General features: G+C 64.5%; 22 protein-coding genes and 3 pseudogenes. 13 read left to right on the forward strand and 12 right to left on the reverse strand.

Annotated features, from left to right (window positions below; translation table 11 throughout):
• From RIN79_RS20605 to RIN79_RS20630, 6 genes are all read right to left on the reverse strand, one after another.
• Nucleotides 1-845: AraC family transcriptional regulator (locus RIN79_RS20605; RefSeq protein WP_309086585.1), on the reverse strand; the 845-nt coding region annotated here is incomplete at its 3' end.
• Between the two features lie 78 nt (nt 846-923).
• Complete coding sequence (locus RIN79_RS20610) at nt 924-1,637, reverse strand: type 1 glutamine amidotransferase domain-containing protein (protein ID WP_309086586.1); 714 nt, start codon at nt 1,635-1,637, stop codon at nt 924-926.
• A gap of 263 nt (nt 1,638-1,900) precedes the next feature.
• Nucleotides 1,901-2,653, reverse strand: a complete 753-nt coding sequence (locus RIN79_RS20615; protein ID WP_309086587.1) for an SDR family oxidoreductase — start codon at nt 2,651-2,653, stop codon at nt 1,901-1,903.
• A gap of 96 nt (nt 2,654-2,749) precedes the next feature.
• Nucleotides 2,750-4,123, reverse strand: coding sequence for a 3-carboxy-cis,cis-muconate cycloisomerase (gene pcaB / locus RIN79_RS20620; protein ID WP_309086588.1), 1,374 nt, complete (start codon nt 4,121-4,123; stop codon nt 2,750-2,752).
• Nucleotides 4,113-4,619 (reverse strand): hypothetical protein, encoded by a 507-nt coding sequence (locus tag RIN79_RS20625; RefSeq protein ID WP_309086589.1) that lies wholly within the window; start codon nt 4,617-4,619, stop codon nt 4,113-4,115. The genes pcaB and RIN79_RS20625 overlap by 11 nt, the downstream gene beginning before the upstream one ends.
• A 51-nt stretch (nt 4,620-4,670) precedes the next feature.
• Nucleotides 4,671-6,098 carry an NAD-dependent succinate-semialdehyde dehydrogenase gene (locus RIN79_RS20630; protein ID WP_309086590.1) on the reverse strand — a complete coding sequence of 476 codons (1,428 nt, stop codon included), beginning with the start codon at nt 6,096-6,098 and terminating at the stop codon, nt 4,671-4,673.
• 134 nt (nt 6,099-6,232) lie between these two features.
• On the opposite strand from RIN79_RS20630, the gene RIN79_RS20635 reads away from it, so the two are divergent.
• Nucleotides 6,233-7,150 carry an AraC family transcriptional regulator gene (locus tag RIN79_RS20635; protein ID WP_309086605.1) on the forward strand — a complete coding sequence of 306 codons (918 nt, stop codon included), beginning with the start codon at nt 6,233-6,235 and terminating at the stop codon, nt 7,148-7,150.
• Between the two features lie 24 nt (nt 7,151-7,174).
• Here the strand turns inward: RIN79_RS20635 and RIN79_RS20640 are convergent.
• Nucleotides 7,175-8,064, reverse strand: a pseudogene (locus RIN79_RS20640) (LysR family transcriptional regulator).
• A gap of 192 nt (nt 8,065-8,256) precedes the next feature.
• On the opposite strand from RIN79_RS20640, the pseudogene RIN79_RS20650 reads away from it, so the two are divergent.
• The 3 genes and pseudogenes from RIN79_RS20650 (at nt 8,257) to RIN79_RS20660 (ending at nt 9,686) form a co-directional block, all read left to right on the forward strand.
• Nucleotides 8,257-8,887 (forward strand): annotated as a pseudogene (locus RIN79_RS20650) (SDR family oxidoreductase).
• Nucleotides 8,888-9,004: 117 nt separating this feature from the next.
• Nucleotides 9,005-9,376 carry a carboxymuconolactone decarboxylase family protein gene (locus RIN79_RS20655; protein WP_309086592.1) on the forward strand — a complete coding sequence of 124 codons (372 nt, stop codon included), beginning with the start codon at nt 9,005-9,007 and terminating at the stop codon, nt 9,374-9,376.
• Nucleotides 9,377-9,527: 151 nt separating this feature from the next.
• Nucleotides 9,528-9,686, forward strand: coding sequence for an Atu4866 domain-containing protein (locus tag RIN79_RS20660; RefSeq protein WP_375165990.1), 159 nt, complete (start codon nt 9,528-9,530; stop codon nt 9,684-9,686).
• Nucleotides 9,687-9,832: 146 nt separating this feature from the next.
• On the opposite strand, the gene RIN79_RS20665 is transcribed toward RIN79_RS20660, so the two are convergent.
• The gene (locus RIN79_RS20665; protein ID WP_309086593.1) at nt 9,833-9,958 is read right to left on the reverse strand and encodes a hypothetical protein; all 126 of its coding nucleotides are present in this window, start codon (nt 9,956-9,958) and stop codon (nt 9,833-9,835) included.
• Nucleotides 9,959-10,179: 221 nt separating this feature from the next.
• Nucleotides 10,180-10,728: pseudogene (locus RIN79_RS21645) on the reverse strand (alpha/beta fold hydrolase); the annotation flags it as partial.
• A 124-nt stretch (nt 10,729-10,852) separates the two neighbouring features.
• Between RIN79_RS21645 and RIN79_RS20670 the strand changes: the two are divergent.
• Complete coding sequence (locus RIN79_RS20670) at nt 10,853-11,254, forward strand: helix-turn-helix domain-containing protein (protein ID WP_309086594.1); 402 nt, start codon at nt 10,853-10,855, stop codon at nt 11,252-11,254.
• A 205-nt stretch (nt 11,255-11,459) separates the two neighbouring features.
• On the opposite strand, the gene RIN79_RS20675 is transcribed toward RIN79_RS20670, so the two are convergent.
• The gene (locus RIN79_RS20675) at nt 11,460-12,371 is read right to left on the reverse strand and encodes a LysR substrate-binding domain-containing protein (RefSeq protein ID WP_309086595.1); all 912 of its coding nucleotides are present in this window, start codon (nt 12,369-12,371) and stop codon (nt 11,460-11,462) included.
• A gap of 92 nt (nt 12,372-12,463) precedes the next feature.
• Here RIN79_RS20675 and RIN79_RS20680 point away from each other — a divergent pair, with 92 nt between their 5' ends.
• Nucleotides 12,464-13,348: an aldo/keto reductase family oxidoreductase gene (locus RIN79_RS20680; RefSeq protein ID WP_309086596.1), complete on the forward strand. Its 885-nt coding sequence runs from the start codon at nt 12,464-12,466 to the stop codon at nt 13,346-13,348.
• A 188-nt stretch (nt 13,349-13,536) separates the two neighbouring features.
• Here RIN79_RS20680 and RIN79_RS20685 read toward each other — a convergent pair whose 3' ends face one another.
• Nucleotides 13,537-14,433 carry an NAD(P)H-binding protein gene (locus RIN79_RS20685; protein WP_309086597.1) on the reverse strand — a complete coding sequence of 299 codons (897 nt, stop codon included), beginning with the start codon at nt 14,431-14,433 and terminating at the stop codon, nt 13,537-13,539.
• A gap of 126 nt (nt 14,434-14,559) precedes the next feature.
• Between RIN79_RS20685 and RIN79_RS20690 the strand changes: the two genes are divergently transcribed.
• Nucleotides 14,560-15,507 (forward strand): AraC family transcriptional regulator, encoded by a 948-nt coding sequence (locus tag RIN79_RS20690; protein WP_309086598.1) that lies wholly within the window; start codon nt 14,560-14,562, stop codon nt 15,505-15,507.
• A 692-nt stretch (nt 15,508-16,199) separates the two neighbouring features.
• Here RIN79_RS20690 and RIN79_RS20695 read toward each other — a convergent pair.
• Nucleotides 16,200-17,135 carry an AraC family transcriptional regulator gene (locus RIN79_RS20695; protein WP_309086599.1) on the reverse strand — a complete coding sequence of 312 codons (936 nt, stop codon included), beginning with the start codon at nt 17,133-17,135 and terminating at the stop codon, nt 16,200-16,202.
• A gap of 210 nt (nt 17,136-17,345) precedes the next feature.
• On the opposite strand from RIN79_RS20695, the gene RIN79_RS20700 reads away from it, so the two are divergent.
• The 6 genes from RIN79_RS20700 to RIN79_RS20725 all read left to right on the forward strand — a co-directional run.
• Complete coding sequence (locus RIN79_RS20700; RefSeq protein ID WP_309086600.1) at nt 17,346-18,089, forward strand: SDR family oxidoreductase; 744 nt, start codon at nt 17,346-17,348, stop codon at nt 18,087-18,089.
• 113 nt (nt 18,090-18,202) lie between these two features.
• Nucleotides 18,203-19,081, forward strand: coding sequence for an SDR family oxidoreductase (locus RIN79_RS20705; RefSeq protein WP_309086601.1), 879 nt, complete (start codon nt 18,203-18,205; stop codon nt 19,079-19,081).
• 110 nt (nt 19,082-19,191) lie between these two features.
• Nucleotides 19,192-19,713, forward strand: coding sequence for a hypothetical protein (locus RIN79_RS20710; protein WP_309086602.1), 522 nt, complete (start codon nt 19,192-19,194; stop codon nt 19,711-19,713).
• On the forward strand, nt 19,707-20,183 hold the full coding sequence (locus RIN79_RS20715) for a DUF6644 family protein (RefSeq protein ID WP_309086603.1): 477 nt from the start codon (nt 19,707-19,709) through the stop codon (nt 20,181-20,183). Before RIN79_RS20710 ends, RIN79_RS20715 begins: the two co-directional genes overlap by 7 nt.
• A gap of 66 nt (nt 20,184-20,249) precedes the next feature.
• Nucleotides 20,250-20,789, forward strand: a complete 540-nt coding sequence (locus tag RIN79_RS20720; RefSeq protein ID WP_309086606.1) for a catechol 1,2-dioxygenase — start codon at nt 20,250-20,252, stop codon at nt 20,787-20,789.
• Nucleotides 20,790-21,411: 622 nt separating this feature from the next.
• Nucleotides 21,412-22,083, forward strand: a 672-nt coding sequence (locus RIN79_RS20725) for a GSU2403 family nucleotidyltransferase fold protein (RefSeq protein ID WP_309086604.1), incomplete at its 3' end; no start/stop codon positions are given.

Consider the following 22,083-nt stretch of genomic DNA (forward strand, 5'->3'; position numbering starts at 1 on the left):
GTGCCGTAGCCGACGGCGAGCGCGACTTCGGTGACCGAGGCCGTGGCCGATACCGCCAGCATCGCGCGAGCACGCTCGATGCGTTCACGCGTCAGCCACTCGTGTGGTGTCTGGCCAGTCGCGAGGCGGAAGGCCGTGCAGAAATGATACCGGCTCAGGCCGACGATCGCGGCCAGCTCGTTGAGACCGATCTCCTCGGCAAGGTTGTCCCGCATGTAGGCGGTCACGCGGCGGACCTGCCAGTCCGCCAACCCGCGCCGCGGCGCTGCCGGTTCGAGCGTTTGGAAGGTTGAGTGGCCGCGAATGAGCTGGGTGCAGAGAAGGTCCAGCCCCTGCTCTACAAAGAGCCGGGAGGAGGTGTCGTCAGCCGCCGCCTCGCGGGCTAGAAGCTCAAGGACCCGCGCGGATGTGGGGTCATCGAACCCTACCCGCCCCAGCAACTCGACCGGCTTGCCGTCCGTCAGCGGGTCGGCGCACGATTGCAGCCGCTCAGGGGTGAGATAGACATGCGACACTTCAATGCCGCCGGAAATGTCCCAGCGTCCATCGGCGCCGTCGGGAATGAGGGTGATGGTGCCAGGCCGCGTCGTGGAAGCTGCCCGCTGCCGGCCCGACTGCCACGTGATCTCCTGTGGCTGCGAGTAATACGTCATCACCACATGGCCGCGCATCGCAGGCAGCGTGTCATGCAGCGCTCCGTGACGCCAGCGGCGCGTGAGGAGCGTGTCGCCACGAAGCATCCTAGGAACGAGATCTGGAGGCGTGTCGAGAATGCGTTCCATCTCGGCGACCACCGAGATGGCATTGCGCGCAGTGTCAGCAGTATCCGGATCTCCGGCCATCATCGCGCCTCGACGCACTCTGCTTCCTACAGCGCTCTTATAGACCGTTTCGACGTCCGCTGCTAACCGCTCGCGCGGTGCTCAATACGAGCGCTCTAGAAGCGCGGCGATGACCGCGTCCGCCAGCGGGGCTGACGATGCGGGATTCTGACCTGTCAGGAGGTTGCCGTCGGTGACCACATAGACCCCCCAGTTCGGCCCCTGCTCGAACACCGCGCCAGACTTGCGCAGCGTGTCGGCGAGCAGCCAGGGTGCGTTGTCCGCAGTCCCGAACTCAATCTCCTCCTCGTCCGTGAGCGAAGTCATCCGGCGTCCGGCGAACGGCCATTTGCCATTCTCGTCTCTGGTCGCCAGCAGCGCCGCAGGGCCATGACAGACCGCCGCGATGACCTTGTTCTCGCGATCAGCCGCGACCAGCACGCGCGCCATGTCCGGATCCTTGTAGAGGTCTTCGACCGGTCCGTGCCCGCCGGGGACGACGATAGCGTCGTAGCGGCTCACGTCGATATCGCCCAGGACCAGCGGCTTCTCTATGCGCTCGGCATTGCTCGCCAGATAGCTGCGCATACGATCGGCGAGCTCCTCGCCCACGAAGCTGGGATCGAGACTCTTCTTGTCCATCGTGGGAGCCACACCACCCGGGCTCGCGAGGTCGACCTGGAAGCCCGCCTCGATCAGCTTCTCATCGATCGCGACGAATTCCTCGGCCCACACGCCGGATTCGTAAATGGAGCCGTCCGCGCGCGTCCACTTGTCCGCTGCGGAAAGGACGATCAGGATATTATTGGTCATCATTCTTCTCCTCGGTTCCGTTGCTCCCCCGGGGTTCTTCCGGCGGCGAAAGCAATGTCGCCACAAAACCCTGCTCCGATGTTGCCCGATGGTCGCCGATCTTTGCCTGATACTCCGCCCTTTGCACCGGGCATCGGAACGCACGTCGAGAGCGTGGATGATGATCTTGGGGATGTGAATCTCCGATTGAACGGGAATGGAGGCCGCTGCGTCGGGATGCAGCGGCCCTCCACGATCCGGGCTTCAGCCAGTGAGGGCTGGCCGGATCAGATGTTCTGGCCGCCAGACACTTCGATCCGCTGCGCGGTGATCCAGCGGTTGTCGGGGCCGAGCAGGCTAGCAACCGCAGGGCCAATGTCGTCGGGCACGCCGACGCGGCCGAGTGCAATCATATTTGCGAACGCCTCGTTATATTCCGGCGTGTCGCGCACCGCGCCGCCGAGGAAGTCGGTCTCGATCGCACCCGGCGCGATCGTGTTCGCGGTGATGCCACGGCTGCCCAGTTCCTTAGCCATGTAGAGCGTCAGGATCTCGACCGCGCCCTTGGCGGCGGAATAGGCCGAGAAGCCCGGATAGGAGACGCGGGTCAGACCCGTCGAGAAGTTCACGATGCGCCCCCCGTCGGCGAGCAGCGGCAGGAGCGCCTGCGTGAGAAAGAACACGCCCTTGACGTGAACATTGAACAACAGGTCGAACTGCGCCTCGGTCGTCTCCGCAAAGGCGGCCATCTCGCCGTGGCCGGCGTTGTTGACGAGGTGATCGAAGCTGTCGCGCCCCCAGGACCGGAGCGCCGAGCGAACGCTTTCGGCGAACGCCGGAAAAGCGGCGGCGTCGCCGACATCGAGCTGCAGCGCGACCGCCTTGCGGCCCATGCCTTCGATCTCGGACACGACGGCCTGCGCGCCCTCGACGCCGCTGCGATAGGTGAGGATGATGTCGCCGCCGTGGCGAGCGACGCTGATGGCGGTGTTGCGGCCCAGACCGCGGCTGCCGCCAGTGACGATCGAAATAGTGGTCATTTGTGGCTCCTTACTCGGTGAGCGTCGTGCTCACCGGCACTTTCGGCGATCGGGCCCGGCCAGTGTTGCCGGATAGTCGGCTATTCTTGCCTGTTTCTACGCGGGCTCGCGATGCGGTGTGCCGAGCACCCGGTCCACCATTGCCTGCGCCGAGCCGAGATAGTTGGCCGGATCAGTCAGTTCCCGAAGCCTCGCCAGCCCCAGCGGCGTCGCGACATCCTGCACTCTCGTTAGGAGATCGAAGAGCGGCTTTCCGGTTTCCACGGCTTCCCGGCATCCGGCATAGACCAGGTCGTGGGCCGCCTGGCGGCCGGTGATCGGTGCTAGCGCCATCATCACCGCCTCCGCGACGATGAGACCTTGTGACACGGCAAGATTCTGGTGCATGCGATCGGGATGGACCTCCAGCGCGGACAACATGAACGAGGCCTGCGCCAGCGCGCCCGATGCGAGCGCGAAGCTCTCCGGCACCGCCGCCCATTCGAGGTGCCACGGCCCGGTCGCGCGCTCGAAGTCATGCGCCATGGCGTCGAGCATGAGCCCCGCATGCTGGCGCACCATCTTTGCCGCGGCGATGATCAGCTCGCAGGAAACGGGATTGCGCTTCTGCGGCATGGTGCTGGAGGCGCCGCGGTGCCGGACGAAAGGCTCCGCGACTTCGCCGATTTCGGTCATCATCATGATCGAGATGTCGGTCGCGATCTTGGCGAGACTTCCCGTCACGAGGCCTAGGATCTGGACCGCTTCGGCGAAGCCGTCCCTGCACGAATGCCAGGTGATCGACGGCACGCCAAGGCCGAGTTCGTCGGCGAGCTCCGCCTGTACGTCCAATCCCCGGTCGCCGAGCGATGCCAGGGTCCCGGAAGCGCCGGAGAACTCGACCACAAGGACGCGCGGCCTGATCTGTGCGATTCGCTCCCGATGGCGCTCCATCGCCGAAAGCCAGACTGCTGCCTTGTAGCCGAAGGTGATCGGCAGCGCGTGCTGGAGGTGTGTGCGCCCCGCCATCGGCGTATCGCGATGAAGCTTCGCCAGGCGGCGGAGCGCCTCGATTATCTCGGCGAGCCGGACTTCGACGATCCCGATCGCCGCGCGCATCTGCAGGACGGTCGCAGTATCCATGATGTCCTGCGTGGTCGCCCCCCAGTGCAGGTAGCGCCCCGCCTCGCCGGCGGCGTCGGCGAGCTGCTCCACGATCGGAAGGATAGGATAGCCGACGATTTCGGTTTCACGGCGCAGCCGCTCCCAATCGAAGCGAAAGGCCTGGGCAGCCGCAGCAATGCCGTCGGCGGCCGTGTCTGGGATGACGCCAATGCGCGCTTCGGCCCGGGCCAGTGCGATTTCGACTTCAACACAGCGCTGCACGAAGGACCTGGCATCGAAGACCTCGCGCATCTGCGCATCGACAAAGCTCGCACCGAACAGCGGCGAGTCGATAGGGGTTAGCGGGTAGATGGATTCAGGTGTCATGGCTGAGCTCCATGTCTCGAGCTACTTTGGAGAGGGCACCGGCAGGCTGCAGGTGTAGGCCGAGCATCGCCCTCCCGCAGGCACTTTCGAAGAAGATCGACCCGGTCGCGGCGAGCAGGAACAGCAGGCCGGTGCCGCCCGCGGCCATCATCGCCTGGCTTACTACCGAAGCGGCCGGGAAATACCGCGCCTCAGCAAGGAGCGTGCCGACGAGTCCCAGGACCGTGGCCGCGGCGTACAGCGCGACCGCGGCGTTGAGGAGGTTTAGGCTGACGAGCTGCAGACGAATCCGCCGCTCGGCGAGCCTCACCGCCGTCGCGGGATCGGTATATTCCAGCGACAAACGATCGTCGCGCCCGGCTAGTGAGGCTCTAAAATCGCGCCACTGCGCGATGGCGAGATTATAGCGCATGGTCGCGCCGTTCTGCAGGATCGCGCAGGCATTGGTCAGGATTGCCGGCGCCGCAATGAAGGACAGCGGCAGATTCTCGTCCATGCCAATACCCTTCGCGTCGCGATGCGGGCGCGGCGGCCAGCGCCGCCCGCGCTAGTAAATGTTGACGTGCTTGATTCGGTGATAGGGGTCGAGGATCTCGATCCCTCCTTCCGTGTCGATGCCGCTTTCCTTCCAGCCGCCGAGCGCAGCCTCCGGATAATGGGTCAGCGGGCCGTTCACGCCGACGACACCATACTCCAGCGCATCGGTGAGCCGGCGCTGCCGACGGGCGTCGTTGGTGAAGACGTAGGAAGCGAGGCCAAACTCGAGCCCGTTCGCCTTTTCGAGCACTTCCGTCTCGTCGGTGAACGGCAGGATCGGCGCGACCGGACCAAACGGCTCTTCGTGGAGGATCGCAGCCTCGTCGGGCACGTCTGCAAGCACGGTCGGTGCGTAGAAGAAGCCGCGATTGCCAACGCGCTCGCCACCGGCGAGGACGGACGCGCCACGCTCTTTTGCATCCTCGACCAGCCGCGTGATTGCCTCGAGCCGGCGCGCGTTGGCGAGCGGCCCCATCTGCGTCGCCGGGTCCATCCCGTCGCCGACGCGCAATGCTCTGGCCTGTGCGACGAAGCGGGCAGTAAAGCGCTCGCGGATGCTCTCCTCGACGAAGAAGCGCGATGGGCAGAGGCAGATCTGGCCGGCGTTGGTGAACTTCGCGCGCGCCAGCACGTCCGCCGCCTGCTCGGGATCGACGTCGCCGCACACGATCACAGGGGCGTGGCCGCCGAGCTCCATCGTGACCGGCTTGATCATGGCGCCCGCCGCAGCGGCGAGCCGCTTGCCGATCGGGATGGAGCCCGTGAAGGTGACCTTGGCGACTTCAGGCGCGGCAATGAGGTGGTCAGAGATCGGGCCGGCGTGGCCGAAAATCACCGCAATGGCGGCGGGCGTTACCCCCGCTTCCAGCAACGCCCTTGCCATCGCCAGCACAGAGGCGGGCGTCTCCTGCGAGGGCTTGCAGATGATCGCGCAGCCCGCGCCGAGCGCACCGGCGAACTTCTTGGAGGCGAGCGCCATCGGGAAATTCCACGGTGTGAAGGCCGCCACCACGCCGATGGGATGGTTCTGGACCTCGATCCGGCTGCCTGGTACACGGCCGGGCACCACGCGGTCCGCAATGCGCCGGGCCTGCTCACCGCCCCATTCGAGGAAATCGGCCGACCGCTCGACCTCGATCCTGGCCTGGCCGAGCGGCTTGCCCTGCTCTAGCGTCAGCGAGCGCGCCACCGCCTCCACGTCGGCGCGCAGGATGTCCGCGGCCCTTTTCAGGGTGCGGCCGCGCTCCCATGGAGTCACTGCCCGCCATTCGCGAATGCCGCGGGCTGCGGTGGCGACGATCTCATCCAGGTCTTCGGCCGAGGCATAGGCGACCCGGCCGATGCTCTCGCCCGTCGCCGGGTTGAGGACGGGCTCGCTTTCGCCAGTCGAGCCGGGGCGGCTGCTGCCGTTGACGAGAAGGTAGAACTCGCTGCTCATGGGACGGGCCTCCTGCTGTTTGCCCACCCTTTATGCCTTCAGGCGCCGGTCGGAGTTTGCTCAAAAGTCGCGAGTTCTTGCCCATTCCTCGGCTTGTCATTGAGACGTCAGCCGATGTGGATTACGCTTTGTGCATGGCTCACACGCTGCTCGATATCGTGCGTCGCTACACGGAGGCACATGCCGACGAGAACGGCATTGCCGTCACGCCCATTCCTGGCCTGACGTTCATTCGTCAGGTCGCGCCGACGGAACTGCAATATGCCATCAACAATCCCCTGGTTGCCATGGTGCTGCAGGGAACCAAAAGGGTGCTGGTGGGCAGCAATACATTTGACTTTGGTGCCGGTGAGTCGCTCCTGATCACTGCGGACGTGCCGACGGTCAGCCAGATCACGCGGGCAAATATCAGTGTTCCCTATTTTTCCGTGGTCATCGATCTTGATCCCTCGGTGATCCAGAGCCTACTTGTCGAAATGGGGCCCGCGCCGCCTGCCACCGGCGCGACGGTCCGTGTTGATCCAACCGAAGCGGAAGTTGCCGACGCCGCTCTGCGGTTGATGCGGCTCCTCGACCGCCCGGTCGCGGTCCCCATCCTGCGGGCGCAGTTTATCCGGGAGTTGCATTTCTGGCTGCTTTCAGGCCGGCACGGCGGAGACATCCGCAATCTCGGCGTGACCGACAGCCGCGCGCATCGCATCGCGCGCGCGGTGGCGCTCATTCGCGAGAGTTTCGCCAAGCCGCTCGGAGTGGAGCAACTGGCGGACGCCGCGGGCATGAGCGTATCCTCCTTCCACGAGCATTTCCGGGCGATCACCTCGCTGACCCCGCTTCAGTTCCAGAAGCAGCTCAGGCTGATCGAGGCGCGCCGCCTGATGCTGTCCGAGGGCGAGCTGATCAGCAACGCGGCCTATACCGTGGGCTACGAGAGCGTATCGCAGTTCACGCGCGAATACGGCCGCATGTTCGGCATGCCACCGGCGCGCGACATGAAGGCAGCGAAGCAGCGAATGCAGCCTGCGCCGCAATTGGTCGCCCCGGCCGGAAACTGACCGGCGCATGCCCGTCCACCGAAGCTAAGCCTCCCGCCGTCGCACGTGCTCGATCAGCGCGCGCAACTTGGGAGCGACGTTCCTGCGGCTGGGGTAGTAGAGCTAGAAGCCGGCGAAGGAGGGGCAATAGTCCTCCAGCACCGGCATGAGCCCCGCGGGCGATCGCGGGAGCGAAGCTTTCTTCCATGCCGAAGGTGATGCCGGCACCGGCGACGGCCAGTTTGATCATAAGCGCCATGTCGTTGGTGGTTGATCTCGGGGCGACCGCAACGCTGAACGCCTTGCCGGCCTCGGCGACTTCCCTGCGGTAAGGCGCAGACCTGGGTGCCGGCCGCCAGCCGATGCAGCGGTGAGCGGCGAGCTCGCGTGGATGCGAAGGCAGGCCGAAGCGATCCCGATAGGTGGGCGAGCAGACCGGGAGCTGGCGTTCGTCCCCGGCGATCGGCACGGCGATCATGCCCTGCTCGATCACTTCGCCCAGGCGGACGCCGGCGTCGTAGCCCTCGGCGACGATGTCAGATTCCTCGTCGGTCACGTTGATGTCGAGCTGGACCTCGGGATTGGCCTCGGCGAAGCTCGCCAGGAAGGGCCCCGACAGGAAGCGCTCGGCGATCGACGAAACCGCCAGCCGCAGTTGCCCGCGCGGGCGCTCCTTGAAGCTTCCGGTCGCCTCGACCGCGGCGCGCATATCCGCAATCGCCGGGCTGTTCTGCATGAAGCAGCGCCCCCTCTTCGGTCAGGCTGACGCTGCGCGTGGTGCGCCGGAGGAGCGCGATGCCCAGCGTCTCCTCCAGCCGGCTTATTGTCTGGCTGGCCGCCGAGCGAGTGACGCCGAGCCGGTCGGCTGCGGCGCGGAAGCTCCGTTCCTCGGCCACCAGGGCGAACACGGCAAGGGCGTTGAGATCGGGCTGCATTGGTTAGTAAAACTTACCATATTGTAAAGGAATGAGCGGCTTATCGCTTTGGCAGGTCTATCTCTTTCGCAACCGCCGTGACGCGGTTCAGCAAAGGAGACGAACCATGGACAAGGTGATCCTCATTCCCGGCGCATCGAGCGGGATAGGCGCCGCATCGCGCGTGAACTCGGCAAGGCCGGCGCAAAGCTCATGCTCGGCGCACACTGCACCGATGGACTGGAGGCGCTGGCCCAAGAGGTCCGCGAGGAAGGCGGCGAAGTGCTGACGCGGAGCCAAGACGTCACCGACCGGGACGACGTCTCCGCCTTTTCGGAGGCGGCGCGCGAAGCCTTCGGGCGCGTTGACGTAATCGTCAACAACGCTGGCGTCATGCCGCTCTCGTTGATGACCGCGCTCAAAGTCGACGAGTGGGACCGGATGGTCGACGTCAACATCAAGGGCGTGCTCTACGGCATCGCCGCCGTGGTGCCCCAATGACGGCGCGAGGAGCGGGCCAATCATCAACATCGCATCGATCGGCGCCTTGACGGTCTCTCCCACTGCCGCCGTCCATTGCGCGACGAAATTTGCGGTGCGGGCGATATCGGACGCCCTGCGGCAGGAGCACAATAAGATCCGCGTCACCTGCATTCATCCGGGCGTGGTGGAAAGCGAGCTGGCCGACACGATCACCGATCCGGCCGCTGCGGAGCTGATGCGCACCTATCGTGCCATCGCCCTCAGGCCCGATGCGATTGCCCGGGCGGTTCGCTACGCGATTGAGCAGCCCGAGGACGTCGACGTCAACGAGATCGTTGTGCGTCCGACGGCAACGATGTGAGGCGGCGATGAGACCCCGTCTTCACCTCCATACTGCCGCGGCCATGCTGCTGCTCGCGGCGCTTCCCGCAACCGCGCAAGCCAATCGGCCGAAGAGCGGCAGCGGCGCGGCGATGCCGTGCTGCGGGAACTGAACAACGGCGCCCCGCAGCCGGTGCTCGAGCGCATGCGGCAGCAGTTCCCATTCCTTGCTGACGTGACCCAGGGCTATGCGCTGGGCGAGGTCTGGTCGCGCCCGGGACTCGACAGCCGGACTCGGCAACTCGCCGCTGTCGCTGCCTTCGCCGCAATGGGCGAGCCTGCGTTCATGAAGGTACACGCCGGCTATGCCCTCAATCTTGGGACAAGCGAGGAAGAGCTGAAGGAGATCGTCTACCTGACGACGGTCACTGCCGGCTTTCCAAGGGCGATTGCGGCGTCGCAGGCACTTTCCGAGCTGTTCGCCGAACGCCGCGCCGCGCCTGCCGGCCGACGGAAGCCGGCGCCATGAACCGTCTTCTGCCATGCGTCCTAGCGTTCGTCGCCGGCGTGCCAGTCACCGGCATTTCGAAAGGAGAAGCAGAGATGACCCGTGAGACGGACCCGTTCGCCGAGCGGCAGGCGCACCCCTATGTCGGCATGTGGAAGACCGCCGACCGCGGGTGCGCCACAACCTGCTCCCCAACGGCCGCTATCAGGGCCGCTACGAGGTGCGCGGCAATCAGATCTTCTACTGGGACGATACCGGCTTCACCGCCGACGGGACGTTCATCGACGACGTGCTGCATCACGGCGGGATGATCCTGTATCGCGCGAACTGATTCAGTTCGTAATAGAATACCGGACTGCCGGGACGGCAATTAGGTTGAGCGCCGGTTCGGCGGCTGGTCGGGCGGCGGATCGTGCGCGAGCAGGATGCCGTTCGCGACGTGCCAGCGGTGAGGTCGAAACCGGCGCTCGGTTGCCGCTAGAGCGTGTCGATCCACGCCGTCATCGCGGCATTCACTTCGTCTTTCCGGTCGAGCATGATCCAGTGCCCGGCGCCCGTCCAGGCCTCGACCTTGGAGTTGGAATGCGAGAACAAGGGCCGCATGCGGTCGGCTTGGCCAGGGTCCCTACACAGATGATAGAATGGGACCGCCAGCTGCCGACAGAATCCGGCGCTCGCCTCCCCGGTGCCAACCTGATCTGGCCCCAGGAAGAGCGGGCCAAAGGTCTCGCGCACGACGTGCTGGGGCATGCTCTGGACGCGCCGCGCGTGCCAGCGCTTGAAGCCTGGGTCAGTGTTGCGATCGTAGACCGACTCGAAAAGCCGGGCACGACCCTGGCGGGGTCGCCAGCTGCGAGGTCCCGGGCAACCTTGCCGAACAGGCGCGCCGCCGCTGCATCGAAACCCAGCGCGCCGTCGATCGATACCACGCCGCGGACCAGGTCGGGCCGTTTCGCGGCGAGCCTCGCGGCAATCTGCGCCCCCATCGAATGCCCGACGAGGACGAACTTCCGTCCCCGGTGGCTCGCTACAATCAACGCCTCGATGTCCGCGACATAGTCGGCAGGGGAATAGGCGCCCGGGGGCATGATTTCGGACCTGCCATGTCCGCGCAGATCGGGAGCCACCACGCGGTATTTGCTCTCCAGCACCGGCAGCTGCCAGCTCCAGTCGTGCGAATCGCACGTCCAGCCGTGGAGCAGCATGACGTCGGGACCGCTCCCGACGTCGGTATGGAACAGCTGTGCGGCGCGACCGCCGGGCGGCGTCGGGAAGGCGGCGCTGGCCACCGGGCCGAGCGCGGCGGTTGCCGTCGATGCCCCCATTAATCCCAGCAAGCCACGCCGTGTTAGCTCGAAACTTCTCTTTGCCATGAGCGCCTCCTTTGCGTTTCACCCCCGACGAGCCAGGGCGACGCCGGGCGGAATTGATCGCCTGAAGGCGTTCAGATATACCGTTGATATCTAGGGTCAATTACGCACCTTGCGGTGCCTAGATATGAGCGAGGATATTGCCATGCCGAGGACCCGGCCTGCGGATGTCGACATCGTCTATTTCGCGGATTGCGCGGCCCGTTCGTTCTTTGACCAAGTGGCCAACAAATGGTCGGTCATGATCCTGACCATCCTCGCCGAACGCCCAACGCGCTTCAACGCGTTCATGCGCCGGTTGGAAGGGATCACGCACAAGGCGCTGACGCAGTCGCTGCGGCGGCTCGAACGCAATGGCCTGATATCGCGCAAGGTGCTGGCCACCTCGCCGGTCGCCGTAGAATATGCAATTACCGACTTGGGGCGCACGCTCCAGGTTCCGTTCGGCACAGTCTACGACTGGGCAATCAACCATCTGGACGACATCGAGGAAGCTCAGCGACGCTACGACGCGCGGGCCGAACCCTGACCCGGAGCCCGCGACGCCACGATCATTCGGTTGCCGGCTTCAGCAAATCTTCGCGTCATTGACGGAAGCTGGTGTTCTCGGGGATGGTGCCATCAATGCCTTAGCCCGTGCCGAGCGTGGCGGCGACTACCGCCAGTCGTGACCAGCAGCGGCAGCGCTGGTCAGTGCGCTAGGCAAGCAACCACGCCACGCGGCGATGGCCTCTTCACGTGCTGGCCCCGCCTGTCTTGATGAAATCCAGGAAGGCGCGGAGCGGCGGAGGGACCAGGCGGCGGCCGGAGTAATAGAGGAATGGTCCGGAAAACGGCTGCCACCAGTCCTGCAGCACGGGGTCCAGCGCGCCGCTATCGAGAAGCGGGCGCAGCCAGCCTTCAAACAGGTGGATGATCCCCGCGCCCGCGACAGCCATGTCGACCGCAAGATCGACACCGGCCCCGACGGTCACCACCAGCGGGCCCTGCACCTCGACGCGCACCACCTCGCCATTCCGCTCGAACTCCCACGGGGTCGTCGTCGCGCCGCTGGCGAAGCGGCCAGTCAGGCAGGCGTGGCCGAGCAGGTCGCGCGGATGCTCAGGACGACCGTATCGATCGAGATAGGCCGGCGCCGCGGCGGTGGCGAACCGCTGGACCCGTGGCCCGATCGGCACGGCGATCATGTCCTGCTCCAGCTTCTCCTCGTAGCGGATGCCCGCATCGCAGCCCGAGGCGAGCACATCGACGAAACCCTCTTCGACAAGGACGTCCACCTTGATGTCGGGATAGATGGCCATGAAGCCGGGCAGGATCGCCGGCAGCACGAGCCGGACTGCGACGACAGGGACGTTAAGTCGGAGCGTGCCCGCCGGGCGATCGCGGAAGGCGTTCACCACCTCGATCGCCGCCTCCACTTCGCCCAGCGCCGGCGCCAGCCGCTCGATCAGTCGGGCGCCCGCTTCGGTCGGAGCGACGCTGCGTGTGGTGCGATGGAGCAGGCGAACGCCCAGTCGCGCTTCCAGCCGCCGCACCGCTTCGCTGAGACTCGAGGCGCTCGTGCCGCTGGTGCGCGCAGCACCGCGGAAGCCGGCGGCTCGCGCCACGGCAAGGAAGGCGTTCAGGTCGCCGAGGTCCACCTGCATTGTTTGCCTATCCGCACAGCCCGTGCAGATAATGGCGGATTATCGGCGCAGTGGGCAACATCTAAATGGGTGGCCAGAAAAAGGAGGCCGATATGCAGACCATCGACCAGGCAGGAACTTTCAAGCTGGGCAGCCGCACCGTGAAGCGGCTCGGTTACGGCGCCATGCAGCTTGCCGGACCCGGCGTGTTCGGGCCGCCCAAGGACCCGGACGCGGCTTTTGCGGTACTGCGCGAAGCCGCGGCGCTCGGCGTCAACCATATCGACACGAGCGACTTCTACGGCCCGCACATCGTAAACCAGCTGATCCGCGAGGCGCTGTCGCCCTATCCGGACGAACTCGTCATCGTCACGAAGGTCGGCGCGAGGCGGGGCGAGGACGGCTCGTGGCTCCCCGCCGCGACTCCCGACGAGCTGCGCCGGGCAGTGCATGACAATCTGCGCAACCTCGGCCTCGACGCACTCGATGCCGTCAACATGCGATTCTGGGGCGACGAGGGCCACGGGCCTGCGGAAGGTCCCGTCGAGCCCCAGCTGGCGGTGCTCGCCGAGCTGCAGCGGGAAGGCGTCGTCCGCCATATCGGCCTTAGCAACGTGACAGCCGCGCAGGTCAAGGAAGCCCGCCAAATCGTGGAGGTCGTCTGCGTGCAGAACCAATACAACCTCGCCCATCGCGGCGATGATGCGATGGTTGATATTCTGGCCGAAGAGGGCATTGCCTATGTGCCTTTCTTCCCGCTGGGCGGCTTCAGCCCACTGCAGTCGGCAACGCTGTCCCGGGTCGCCGAACGGTTGGAGGCGACCGCGATGCAGGTCGCGCTCGCCTGGCTGCTGCAGCGGTCGCCGAACATCCTGTTGATCCCCGGCACCTCGTCGGTCGCTCATCTGCGCGAGAATGCCGCAGCCGCGTCGCTCGTTCTGCCGGAAGATGCGGTTGCGGAGCTCGACGGCATCGCCGTCGTCGAGCCCGCGGAATAGGCCGCCCGCGGCAGCGCCCGCATCCCTTGGCCGACCAGCCAGGCTGAGGGATGCGGGCGATTGCCTCGATGTCGAAATCGAAGCCGGCCAGCCAATTGACGCCTATCGTGATTCAGTTCGGATAGAGTCGCCGATCGCTTTCTCGCGCACTGCCATGACCGGCTCGAACCGGGATCGCCCCTCGGCCTTCAACGCACCGCCGGTTGGACGATGGCAGGCTTCAACACCTCGTCACACCATGACCGAAAGCTGGTGGGCGTGCTGTTCGCGCTGGTCCGCAACTCGGCATTGTCTAGGCCGTCATTTTTGGCGACATACATGTCGGCATAGCCCTCGATGAAAGCGGCCGACATTCCTTGCGCCGCCAGCGCGGCCTTGAAGCTTTCGAGCGACATCGGCTCGAACCGGATCAGCCTTTCCAGAACGTCCGACATAATCGTCGCCATGTCATTGCATGACAGGTCCTCGGGGCCGAGTACCGGCACGTCGGCGCGCCCACCCCAGGAGGGATCGAGCAACAGGTCCGCCGCAACGGCGGCGATGTCGCGCGTGGCGCAGGTCGGGAACTTGCGGTCGCCATCGAGCGGCAGAGAGAAGACTCCTTGCTCGCTTATGGACGCGGCCTGGCGGAGAAGATTGTCCATGAACGAAGGCATGGCGAGCGAGCGGTAGCCGGCGCCCGTGGCGGCGATCAGGTCGTCCATAGCCAGCGACGCGGTGACGAGCCCGGCCATGCGGGCCTGCGGCGTGCCCCGGCCCAGCGCCGAGACGCCGACCACGCGGCGCACGCCGCAATTCCTAATCGCCTCGCAGGCGGGGCGTGTAAAGTCGACATAGGCCGCTTCGAGGCTCGTCGCGGCCGGATCGGGCGGCACAAGCCAGAACAAGGCGTCGGCGCCTTCCAGCGCGCGGGCCATGACTGGTCCGTCGCCATGCGACCCCTGCACGACCTCGACGCGGCCGGCCATCCACCCAGGAAGGCGCGAGGGGTCGCGCGCGATCACGCGGACCGGCACGCCGCTCCGGACTATAGTATCGAGCAACTGGCGTCCGATCTGGCCGGTAGGGGCGGTGATGACGATCATTTTCGCTTCTCTCGCTGATTTCGGGGACCGGCCGCGCCTGCCGCGACCAATGACGAGATAGGCCATGGAAACGGGACGATCTATGCCGTACAGTCCGAAAATCTCTCTCAATCGTCCAGGAATGTCATGGACCCACTCTCCGACGTCCTGTCGCTACTGAAGCCGCGCAGCTATGTGTCGGCCGGTCTCGATGCCGGCGGCGATTGGTCGATCCGCTTCTCCGACCAGCATGGGCGCATCAAATGCTATGCGGTGATCACCGGCGAATGCTGGCTCGCGGTGGATGACGTGCCGCAGGCCGTGCGCCTCAGGGCCGGCGATTGCTTCGTGCTCCCCAGCGGGCGCCCGTTCCTGCTGGCCAGCAATCTTGCGCTGGCGCCCGCCGAGGCGGACACGGTGTTCCCGCCAGCCAGGCCGGGCGGCGTCGTGGCCTATAATGAGGGCGGGGATTTCTTCCTCGCCGGAAGCCGTTTCGCCATCTCTGGCGTGCCTGCCGCGAGCCTGCTGCGGACGCTGCCCCCGATTGTGCACATCCAGAAGAAGCCGGACCAGGCGGCGCTGCGCTGGTCGGTGGAGCAGATGATGCGCGAGCTGCACGAAGGGGAGCCGGGCGGCTCACTCATCGCGCAGCATCTCGCGCATATGATGCTGATCCAGGCGCTACGGGTTCACCTGGCGGAGGGGCCGGCGGCGGGTGTGGGCTGGTTCTATGCGCTGGCGGACAGGCAGATGAGCGCCGCCATAGGCGCGATGCACGAGGATCCTGCGCATCGCTGGACGCTGCGGGGCCTGGCCGAGCGCGCCTTCATGTCGCGGTCCAGCTTCGCGGCCCGTTTCAAGGAGACGGTCGGCGAAACACCGATGGAGTATCTGACTCGCTGGCGGATGCTGCTCGCCGCGGACCGGCTGGAGAATTCGGGCGATCCCGTGTCCCGCATCGCCTTGTCGGTTGGCTATGAATCCGAAAGCGCATTCGGCACGGCGTTCAAGCGGGTGATGGGCTGCTCGCCGCGCCAATATGCCGGTGGGCGGCGGCAGACCCGCCCCCTCGCGCCAACCGCCAAAGCCACGTGAGCCTTCTCCAATGTTGTCCGCCGTGCCGTCGCCCACCTCGCCCGCGGCGCACGATATGATACATCAGCTTACTACGCCACGGATGCAACCTCCTGGAGAGGCCCCGACAAGCTGGAGAGTGGGGGCTGGCGCGTGAATCATCCGGGGAATTCCATGCCGGGTAGATTGAGGTGGACGAGGACTCCCGCACTTCAGAGCCGCGACTACTGGGAAGAGAGTGTTGGCGGCTACGTCGCCGGCGCCGAGCCGTTCACCGCGCTCTTCTGCGCCGATGCGGTCGCGTTCGCCGAGATCACGCCAGGCGTCACCCTCCTGGCGTTGCACCGGGCCAGGCGCACTGGCGCTCGTAGCCGAGGAGAAAAGCGCGGTCGTCACTCCGATCGACTTCTCGCAGGCCATGATCAATCGCCTGCGCGAACCCGCGCGCGGGCGACGGATCGATGCCCGGCAGATGGACGGCCAAACCCGCCGCCAGCTTCGAGCGCGCATGTTCGGTCTTCGGGGTACCCTTGTCTCCGGACTGGCCGAGATGGCGCGGGTGCTGCAACGGGAGGCGTCGCCGTTATAGCCACCGCAAACACGCCGGTCGGCTTTGGCCCGAACATGGTGTTGGCTATCGCTAGCGGCCGCACAAATGCGGCTGAAAGAAAGAGATGGAGCGAAAGCGCGAGTGAATGTGAGCTGGCTGCGCTCTAGTGAAGCTCTCCGGCTAACACCTCACCCTGAGACGGTCTGAGAACCCGTGCGCCGGCGCGAACGCGCAGAGCGTCCCGCTTCGGTGGCGCCCTGAACAGCCGGCCATATTCGCGGGTGAATTGCGAAACGCTCTCATACCCTACCTCGAACGCCGCGTTGCTTGCCGAGAAGCCTTCATCGAGCATGAGGCGCCGGGCTTCAATGAGTCGCAGCCGCTTCTGATACTGCCCCGGCGTCAGCGAGGTCATTATCTTGAAGTGCTTGTGAAATGCGGTGAGGCTCATCGCCGCTGCCGCAGCCAGACGCTCGACGGGAATGCGCGACCGATACTCGGCCCTCAGAATGGCAATGGCCGAGGCTAGCCGGCCGGCATAGCTGTCGGGATCGGCAAGGGTGCGCAGCGCAGGCCCGTGTTGACCGGACAGGAGCCAGTAGTGCAGCTCCCGCATGATGCCGGGACGCAGAAGCTCCGCCGCGTCCGGGCGGTCCAGAAGGCGCAACAGGCGCAACGCGCAATCCAGCATCGCCGCATTGGTGTCCTCCGTGAACAACGTCGATATCAGAGAGGAGCGCCGTGCACCGGCGTTGCCCGTCTGTATCGAGATCTCGCGCAGGAGCGACATTTCCAGCTCGACGGCGACCGCAAGATAGGGCTCGTACGGAGTGGCCTCGACGATCCGCCCGACCACAGGCATGTCGGCGCTCACGATGACGGACTGACCTTCCCTGAAAACGCGCTCCTCGCTCCCTACGATCATGCGCTTGGCGCCCTGAAGCACGAAGCATATGAGCGGCCGGTAGACCGAGTGCAGGTCACCTGCCGGCGTCTCGACGCACATCATCCGCAACCCCGGCACGGGCGTGAGTGCCAGTCCGTCGCTGTTCGCATAGCGGCTTGCAAAGGTCCGCACGGCCTTCTTGAGCTGGTTCATATGGCTTGCTCCTGCATTTCGGTTTGGTCCTAGCACACAGGCGACGCAATTTCACCCGCCCTGCAGGATCAGGCAAATTTTTCGCAAGCGATGGCAAGCCTCTGCGCCCGCCCCCCGGTAAACCCTCTCGTGAAGCAGACGCAAGCCGCCAGCAGCCAAACGAAGAGATGTGCAAGCGCGACCGTCCGCGGACAGTCGGGAGAAAGTCAAATGAAGACGACAGGAAACACGATTCTCATTACCGGCGGCGGCTCAGGAATCGGCCGTGAGTTGGCAAAGTCCTTCAACGCGCTCGGAAACACCGTGATCGTCGCTGGCCGGCACGTGGAGACGCTTCAGGAGACCATTGCGGGCCGGAACGATATGCATGCGATTGTACTCGATGTCGAAGATCCGGATGCGATCGCGGAATTGGCCGAGCGTGTGCGCGAGAGGCATCCTGCGCTCAACGTGCTGATCAACAATGCGGGCATCATGCGGCGCGAGAACTTGGCCCAAATGCGCGACCTTCATGACGCGGAACAGACCATCGCGACCAATCTCCTGGCGCCGATCCGGCTAACAAACGCGCTGATCGATCATCTCGTCAGCCAGAATGACGCGGCGGTCGTGAATGTGAGCTCTGGCCTTGCCTTTGTGCCTATGAGCAGTACGCCGACCTATAACGCGACCAAGGCGGCGATCCATTCCTATACGGTGTCGATGCGCGAACAGCTCAAGGGCAGGGTCGAAGTCATCGAGCTCGCACCGCCCGCGGTGCAGACCGAGCTCACGCCGGGACAGTCGTCGCGCGAAGGCTACATGCCTCTAGACGCCTTTATCGAGGAGGCGATGGGACTTTTCCTTCACAAGCCGACGCCCAAGGAAATCTTGGTGGAACGCGTAAGTTTCCTGCGCTGGGCGGAGCGAAACGGAAACTTCGACAGGGCGGTCGAAATGCTCGGCGCTCACTGAGCAAAACGCACGGGTGCCGCGACGAAGCGTGGCGCAAAACTGAGCTCTAAGGGGCTATGGCCCGAAATCCTGTCGGTGCAGTGCCGACTCAAATCCCCGAAAAGGAGACGAAAATGACACATGACCAGAATGCATCGGGTACCAGCGCAGTGTCGCGCCGCAAGGTGCTGGCCGGAGCCGGTGTGCTTGCCACATCGGCCGCCATGGCAGGGATGGCCCAAGCCCAGTCCGCGACCACGGCGGACGGAGCGGCGCCGCAAAACGCGGGCAGAGTTGCGCTGGTGACCGGCTCGTCCAGGGGAATAGGCGCGGCAACGGCACGACAGCTAGGCCGCGACGGCTATCGGGTTATCGTCAATTGCGTGGTGAACAGGGATCTGGCGGCAGAGGTCGCTCAAGAGATCGAGGCCAGCGGGAGTCAGGCAATCTGGCGGCAGGCCGATGTGCGGGATCCGGCGGCGGTGCGAGCGCTGTTCGATGCCGGTGAAGAAGCCTTCGGCGGCATCGACGTCGTGGTTGCCAATGCCGGCGTCATGAACCTGGCGCCCTTCGCGGAAATGTCGGACGAAGATGTTCGACACATGATCGACGTGAATATCCTCGGGAGCTTCCACACGTTGCGCGAAGCCGCTCGGCGCGTTCGCGACGGCGGACGGATCTTCGCCCTCTCTTCCACCATCACCCGGTTCCGAACCGAGACATACGGGCCTTACGCTGCGTCGAAAATGGCGCAGGAACTTTATGCCACCGTATTGGCGAAGGAACTGGCTGGGCGGAACATCTCCGTCAATGCCATCGCCCCCGGCGTTGTCAACACGACGCTCTTCACCGACGGCAAGACGGAAGAGCAGATTGCTGCCTTCGTGCAGCGCACGCCGCATGGACGGCTCGGCCAACCCGAGGACATCGCCAACGTTATTTCTCTCCTGTGCAGCGGAAACGCTCACTGGGTAAACGGCCAGGTCGTATACGCTAACGGGGGCATTGCCTGATCGGCACCGCCGTGCCGAGTTGCTTCCGTCACGCGGCTTGCCGGTGACGGAAGCAAGGCTGCCGGACTGAACGCAACCAGTTCCTTGCGATCGGCAACTGACCAGAGGAAATGATGAGGCATCCAAAGAGATTTCTAGCCCGCTCGGTCGCCCACGAGTTTTTGAGAAACACAGGCCTAAAAGCATTGGCTCTGGGTCTCATCGTTGCCAGCGGGGCGCATGCCCATCACGGCTTCGATGGGCGCTACACTCTTGCTGCGCCTATCTGGATTGAAGGCGTAGTGGTCGACGCTTATTTCGGCCACCCGCACTCCGAACTCACCGTTCAGCTTTCGAGCGATTTAGCCGTGCCGGTGCCGCCGCCCGATCTTGGTCCCGCAGCGAATTTTCTCGATCCGCAAGCGCTGACGGTTCCGGATGACATCGCCGGACGGACAGTCATTCTCGAATTACCTCCGACACCGCAATATGCCTCACTCGGTGACCGTATCGCGAGCGGGAGCCGTATCGCGGCTGTTGCGGTCCGCAACTGCGAGCCGCCACACCAGCTCAATGTCCAGTGGCTACGACTGCCGGATGGGGAGGTGGAAAGCCGGAGTGGAGCAATGAGCTACATGATCGACCAATGCTGATCGAGATCGTTGATGCAATGGCCGGCTGGCCGCCGGTCGGCTACGTTCGCACCAGTCCGGCCGCATATGCGACGGTCAACGCGACGCATATCGTCGGAATTAGCTTGCTCGTCGGAGCAATCATTAGCTCCGACCTGAGAACCGCTGGCCTGTGGAAGGCAGATCTCTGGCGGGAAGGGCTGGAAACATGCGTGCCGGTTGCCGCGTTCGGGCTGGTGCTCGCCGCAATTTCCGGCGTGATGCTGTTTTCCGTCCGGGGCGGAACCTACCTTGCCGACCCCGCTTTCCAGATCAAGGCATTGCTGCTGGCGGCGGGTCTGGTAAACGTCTTCGTTTTCAGGTTGGCCATGGCAAGAACAAGATGCGTCGCGCCGTCGATGGCGATGAGACTGAGTGCTTTTTCGTCGATGGTGATTTGGGTGGGCGCCATCTTCGCGGGCCGGTGGATCGCCTTCACATATTACCCTTGAGGAACGGGAGCCATGAAACCGACGCGCAGAACTGTTCTCCAAACCTTGCTCGCTGCTCCGCCCGCGATGATTTTCACCGGCTCATCGGCGCATGTGTGGGCTGACGTCTCGGAGCTTCCTCTCACGCCATCGTGCGAATCCGGGACGGAACCCACACCGCAGCAGACGGAGGGCCCCTTCTTCCGGCCCAACGCACCGCAAAGAAGCGATCTGACAGCCGATGCCGGATCGCAACAACGATTTTCCCTACGTGGCTTCGTTTTCGATACGCGCTGCCGACCGGTGCCGGAGGCGATGGTGGAGATATGGCATGCGGACGAGCGCGGAGAATATGACAATGCCGGCTATCGCTGGCGCGCATATCAGTTTACCGACGAGGCGGGCCGCTGGGGCTTCGACACGATCCTGACGCAGCATTATTCTTTCCGCACCGCCCACTATCATTTCCGGGTGCAACGGAAAGGCGGTGACGTGTTGACCACGCAGCTCTACTTCCCCGACCATCCTCGCAACGATGGTGACAGGCTTTTCGACCCGCGGCTGGTCATGGCGCTTGACAATCAACGGAGCACTGGCAGGTTCGATTTCGTCGTGCCAAGTCTCTGAATTATTCTACTCCTCGGCTTGGCCTTTTAGGGATTCCTGCCGCCGGTGGTTGGCCACCAACGGTTTCCCCAACCCGAGCAGCCCATGAACGCGCCCTCCTGCGGTCTTTGGCGGCGACCGCGCACGCGATGCAGTAAGCGTTGCCCGAATTGCTCGCGAAAAAACCATTCTCGACTAGCAGAACAGGTTCAGGCGTTCATGGCCTCCAACACCCGATCAGGCAGGAAGGGGTATCGAGCGCGTGACGCTCATTCCCGGCACAAAGCGCGGCGAGATGGAGGTAACGCTGCACGGCGAGCTTGGCGCCATCCTGAAGCGGCTCGGTGCGGAAGGTGTTGAGAAGGCGTAGAAAGGAACACTGCCGGACGGCTCGTTCGGGAGTGTCTGCGTCAGTGGTTCGGGGGCTCGCAATGACCGGGAGCGACATTTGCTCCGGGCCGCGGTCTAGCGATGCTCGGGGATCGCTGGGCACTCACAGAGGCGGCGAGATGCACACTATCGACACGGGCGTAACAGCATGCCGTCCGAGGAACGGGATGTGTGTATCAGTAATTTTCTTGATGCACATTGATTCGGTGTGTGCAGCAATATATAATTTGATGCACACAAAGAACGGAGAAGTATGGAAATCGTTGCTCACAGTCGACCGGCCATCGTGGCGTACCAGGACCTGCTGCGTCTTCACCTCGACGAAAGGGCCTCTAGCCTGATTGGCACCATCGAGGAGCGACGGCGCAACGGACGAACCTATCTTTACGAGCGCTTCCGGATCGGGACCGAGATGGTGAGCAGGTACCTCGGCGAAGACAAACCGGAGCTACGCACACGCCTTGAACGCGCCGAAGCTTTGAAGGCCGAGACGGACATGCGCCGGAAGCGGATGACCAGGCTTGCGAAGACGCTCCGGGCCGAGGGCTTCATCACGACCGATCGCGAAACCGGATCGTTACTTCTCGCCTTTTCTCGGGCAGGGGTGTTCCGGCTTGGAGGCACGCTCGTGGGGACATCAGCCTACAGCCTTTATCAGGGTGACCTCGGGGTGCGCATGGACCACGAAGAGTTAGCGCAAACTGGAGACATCGATTTCGCGAGCTTCGAACGGCTCTCGGTCGTTCTGGAAGACAAGGTCGAAGAGAGCCCTGCAGAGATCCTCAAGTTGCTCAAGTTCGATCCTGTTCCCGAAGCAAACGATCGCCAGATTTGGAGATGGCGGCAGAGCCACTCAGAAGCAATGGTCGAATTTCTGACACCGGCCTTCGGTGACGAAAAGGTCAAGCCGCTGCCTGCTCTGGGG

It is taken from the genome of Chelativorans sp. (assembly GCF_031180965.1).
GTDB lineage: Bacteria > Pseudomonadota > Alphaproteobacteria > Rhizobiales > Rhizobiaceae > Chelativorans.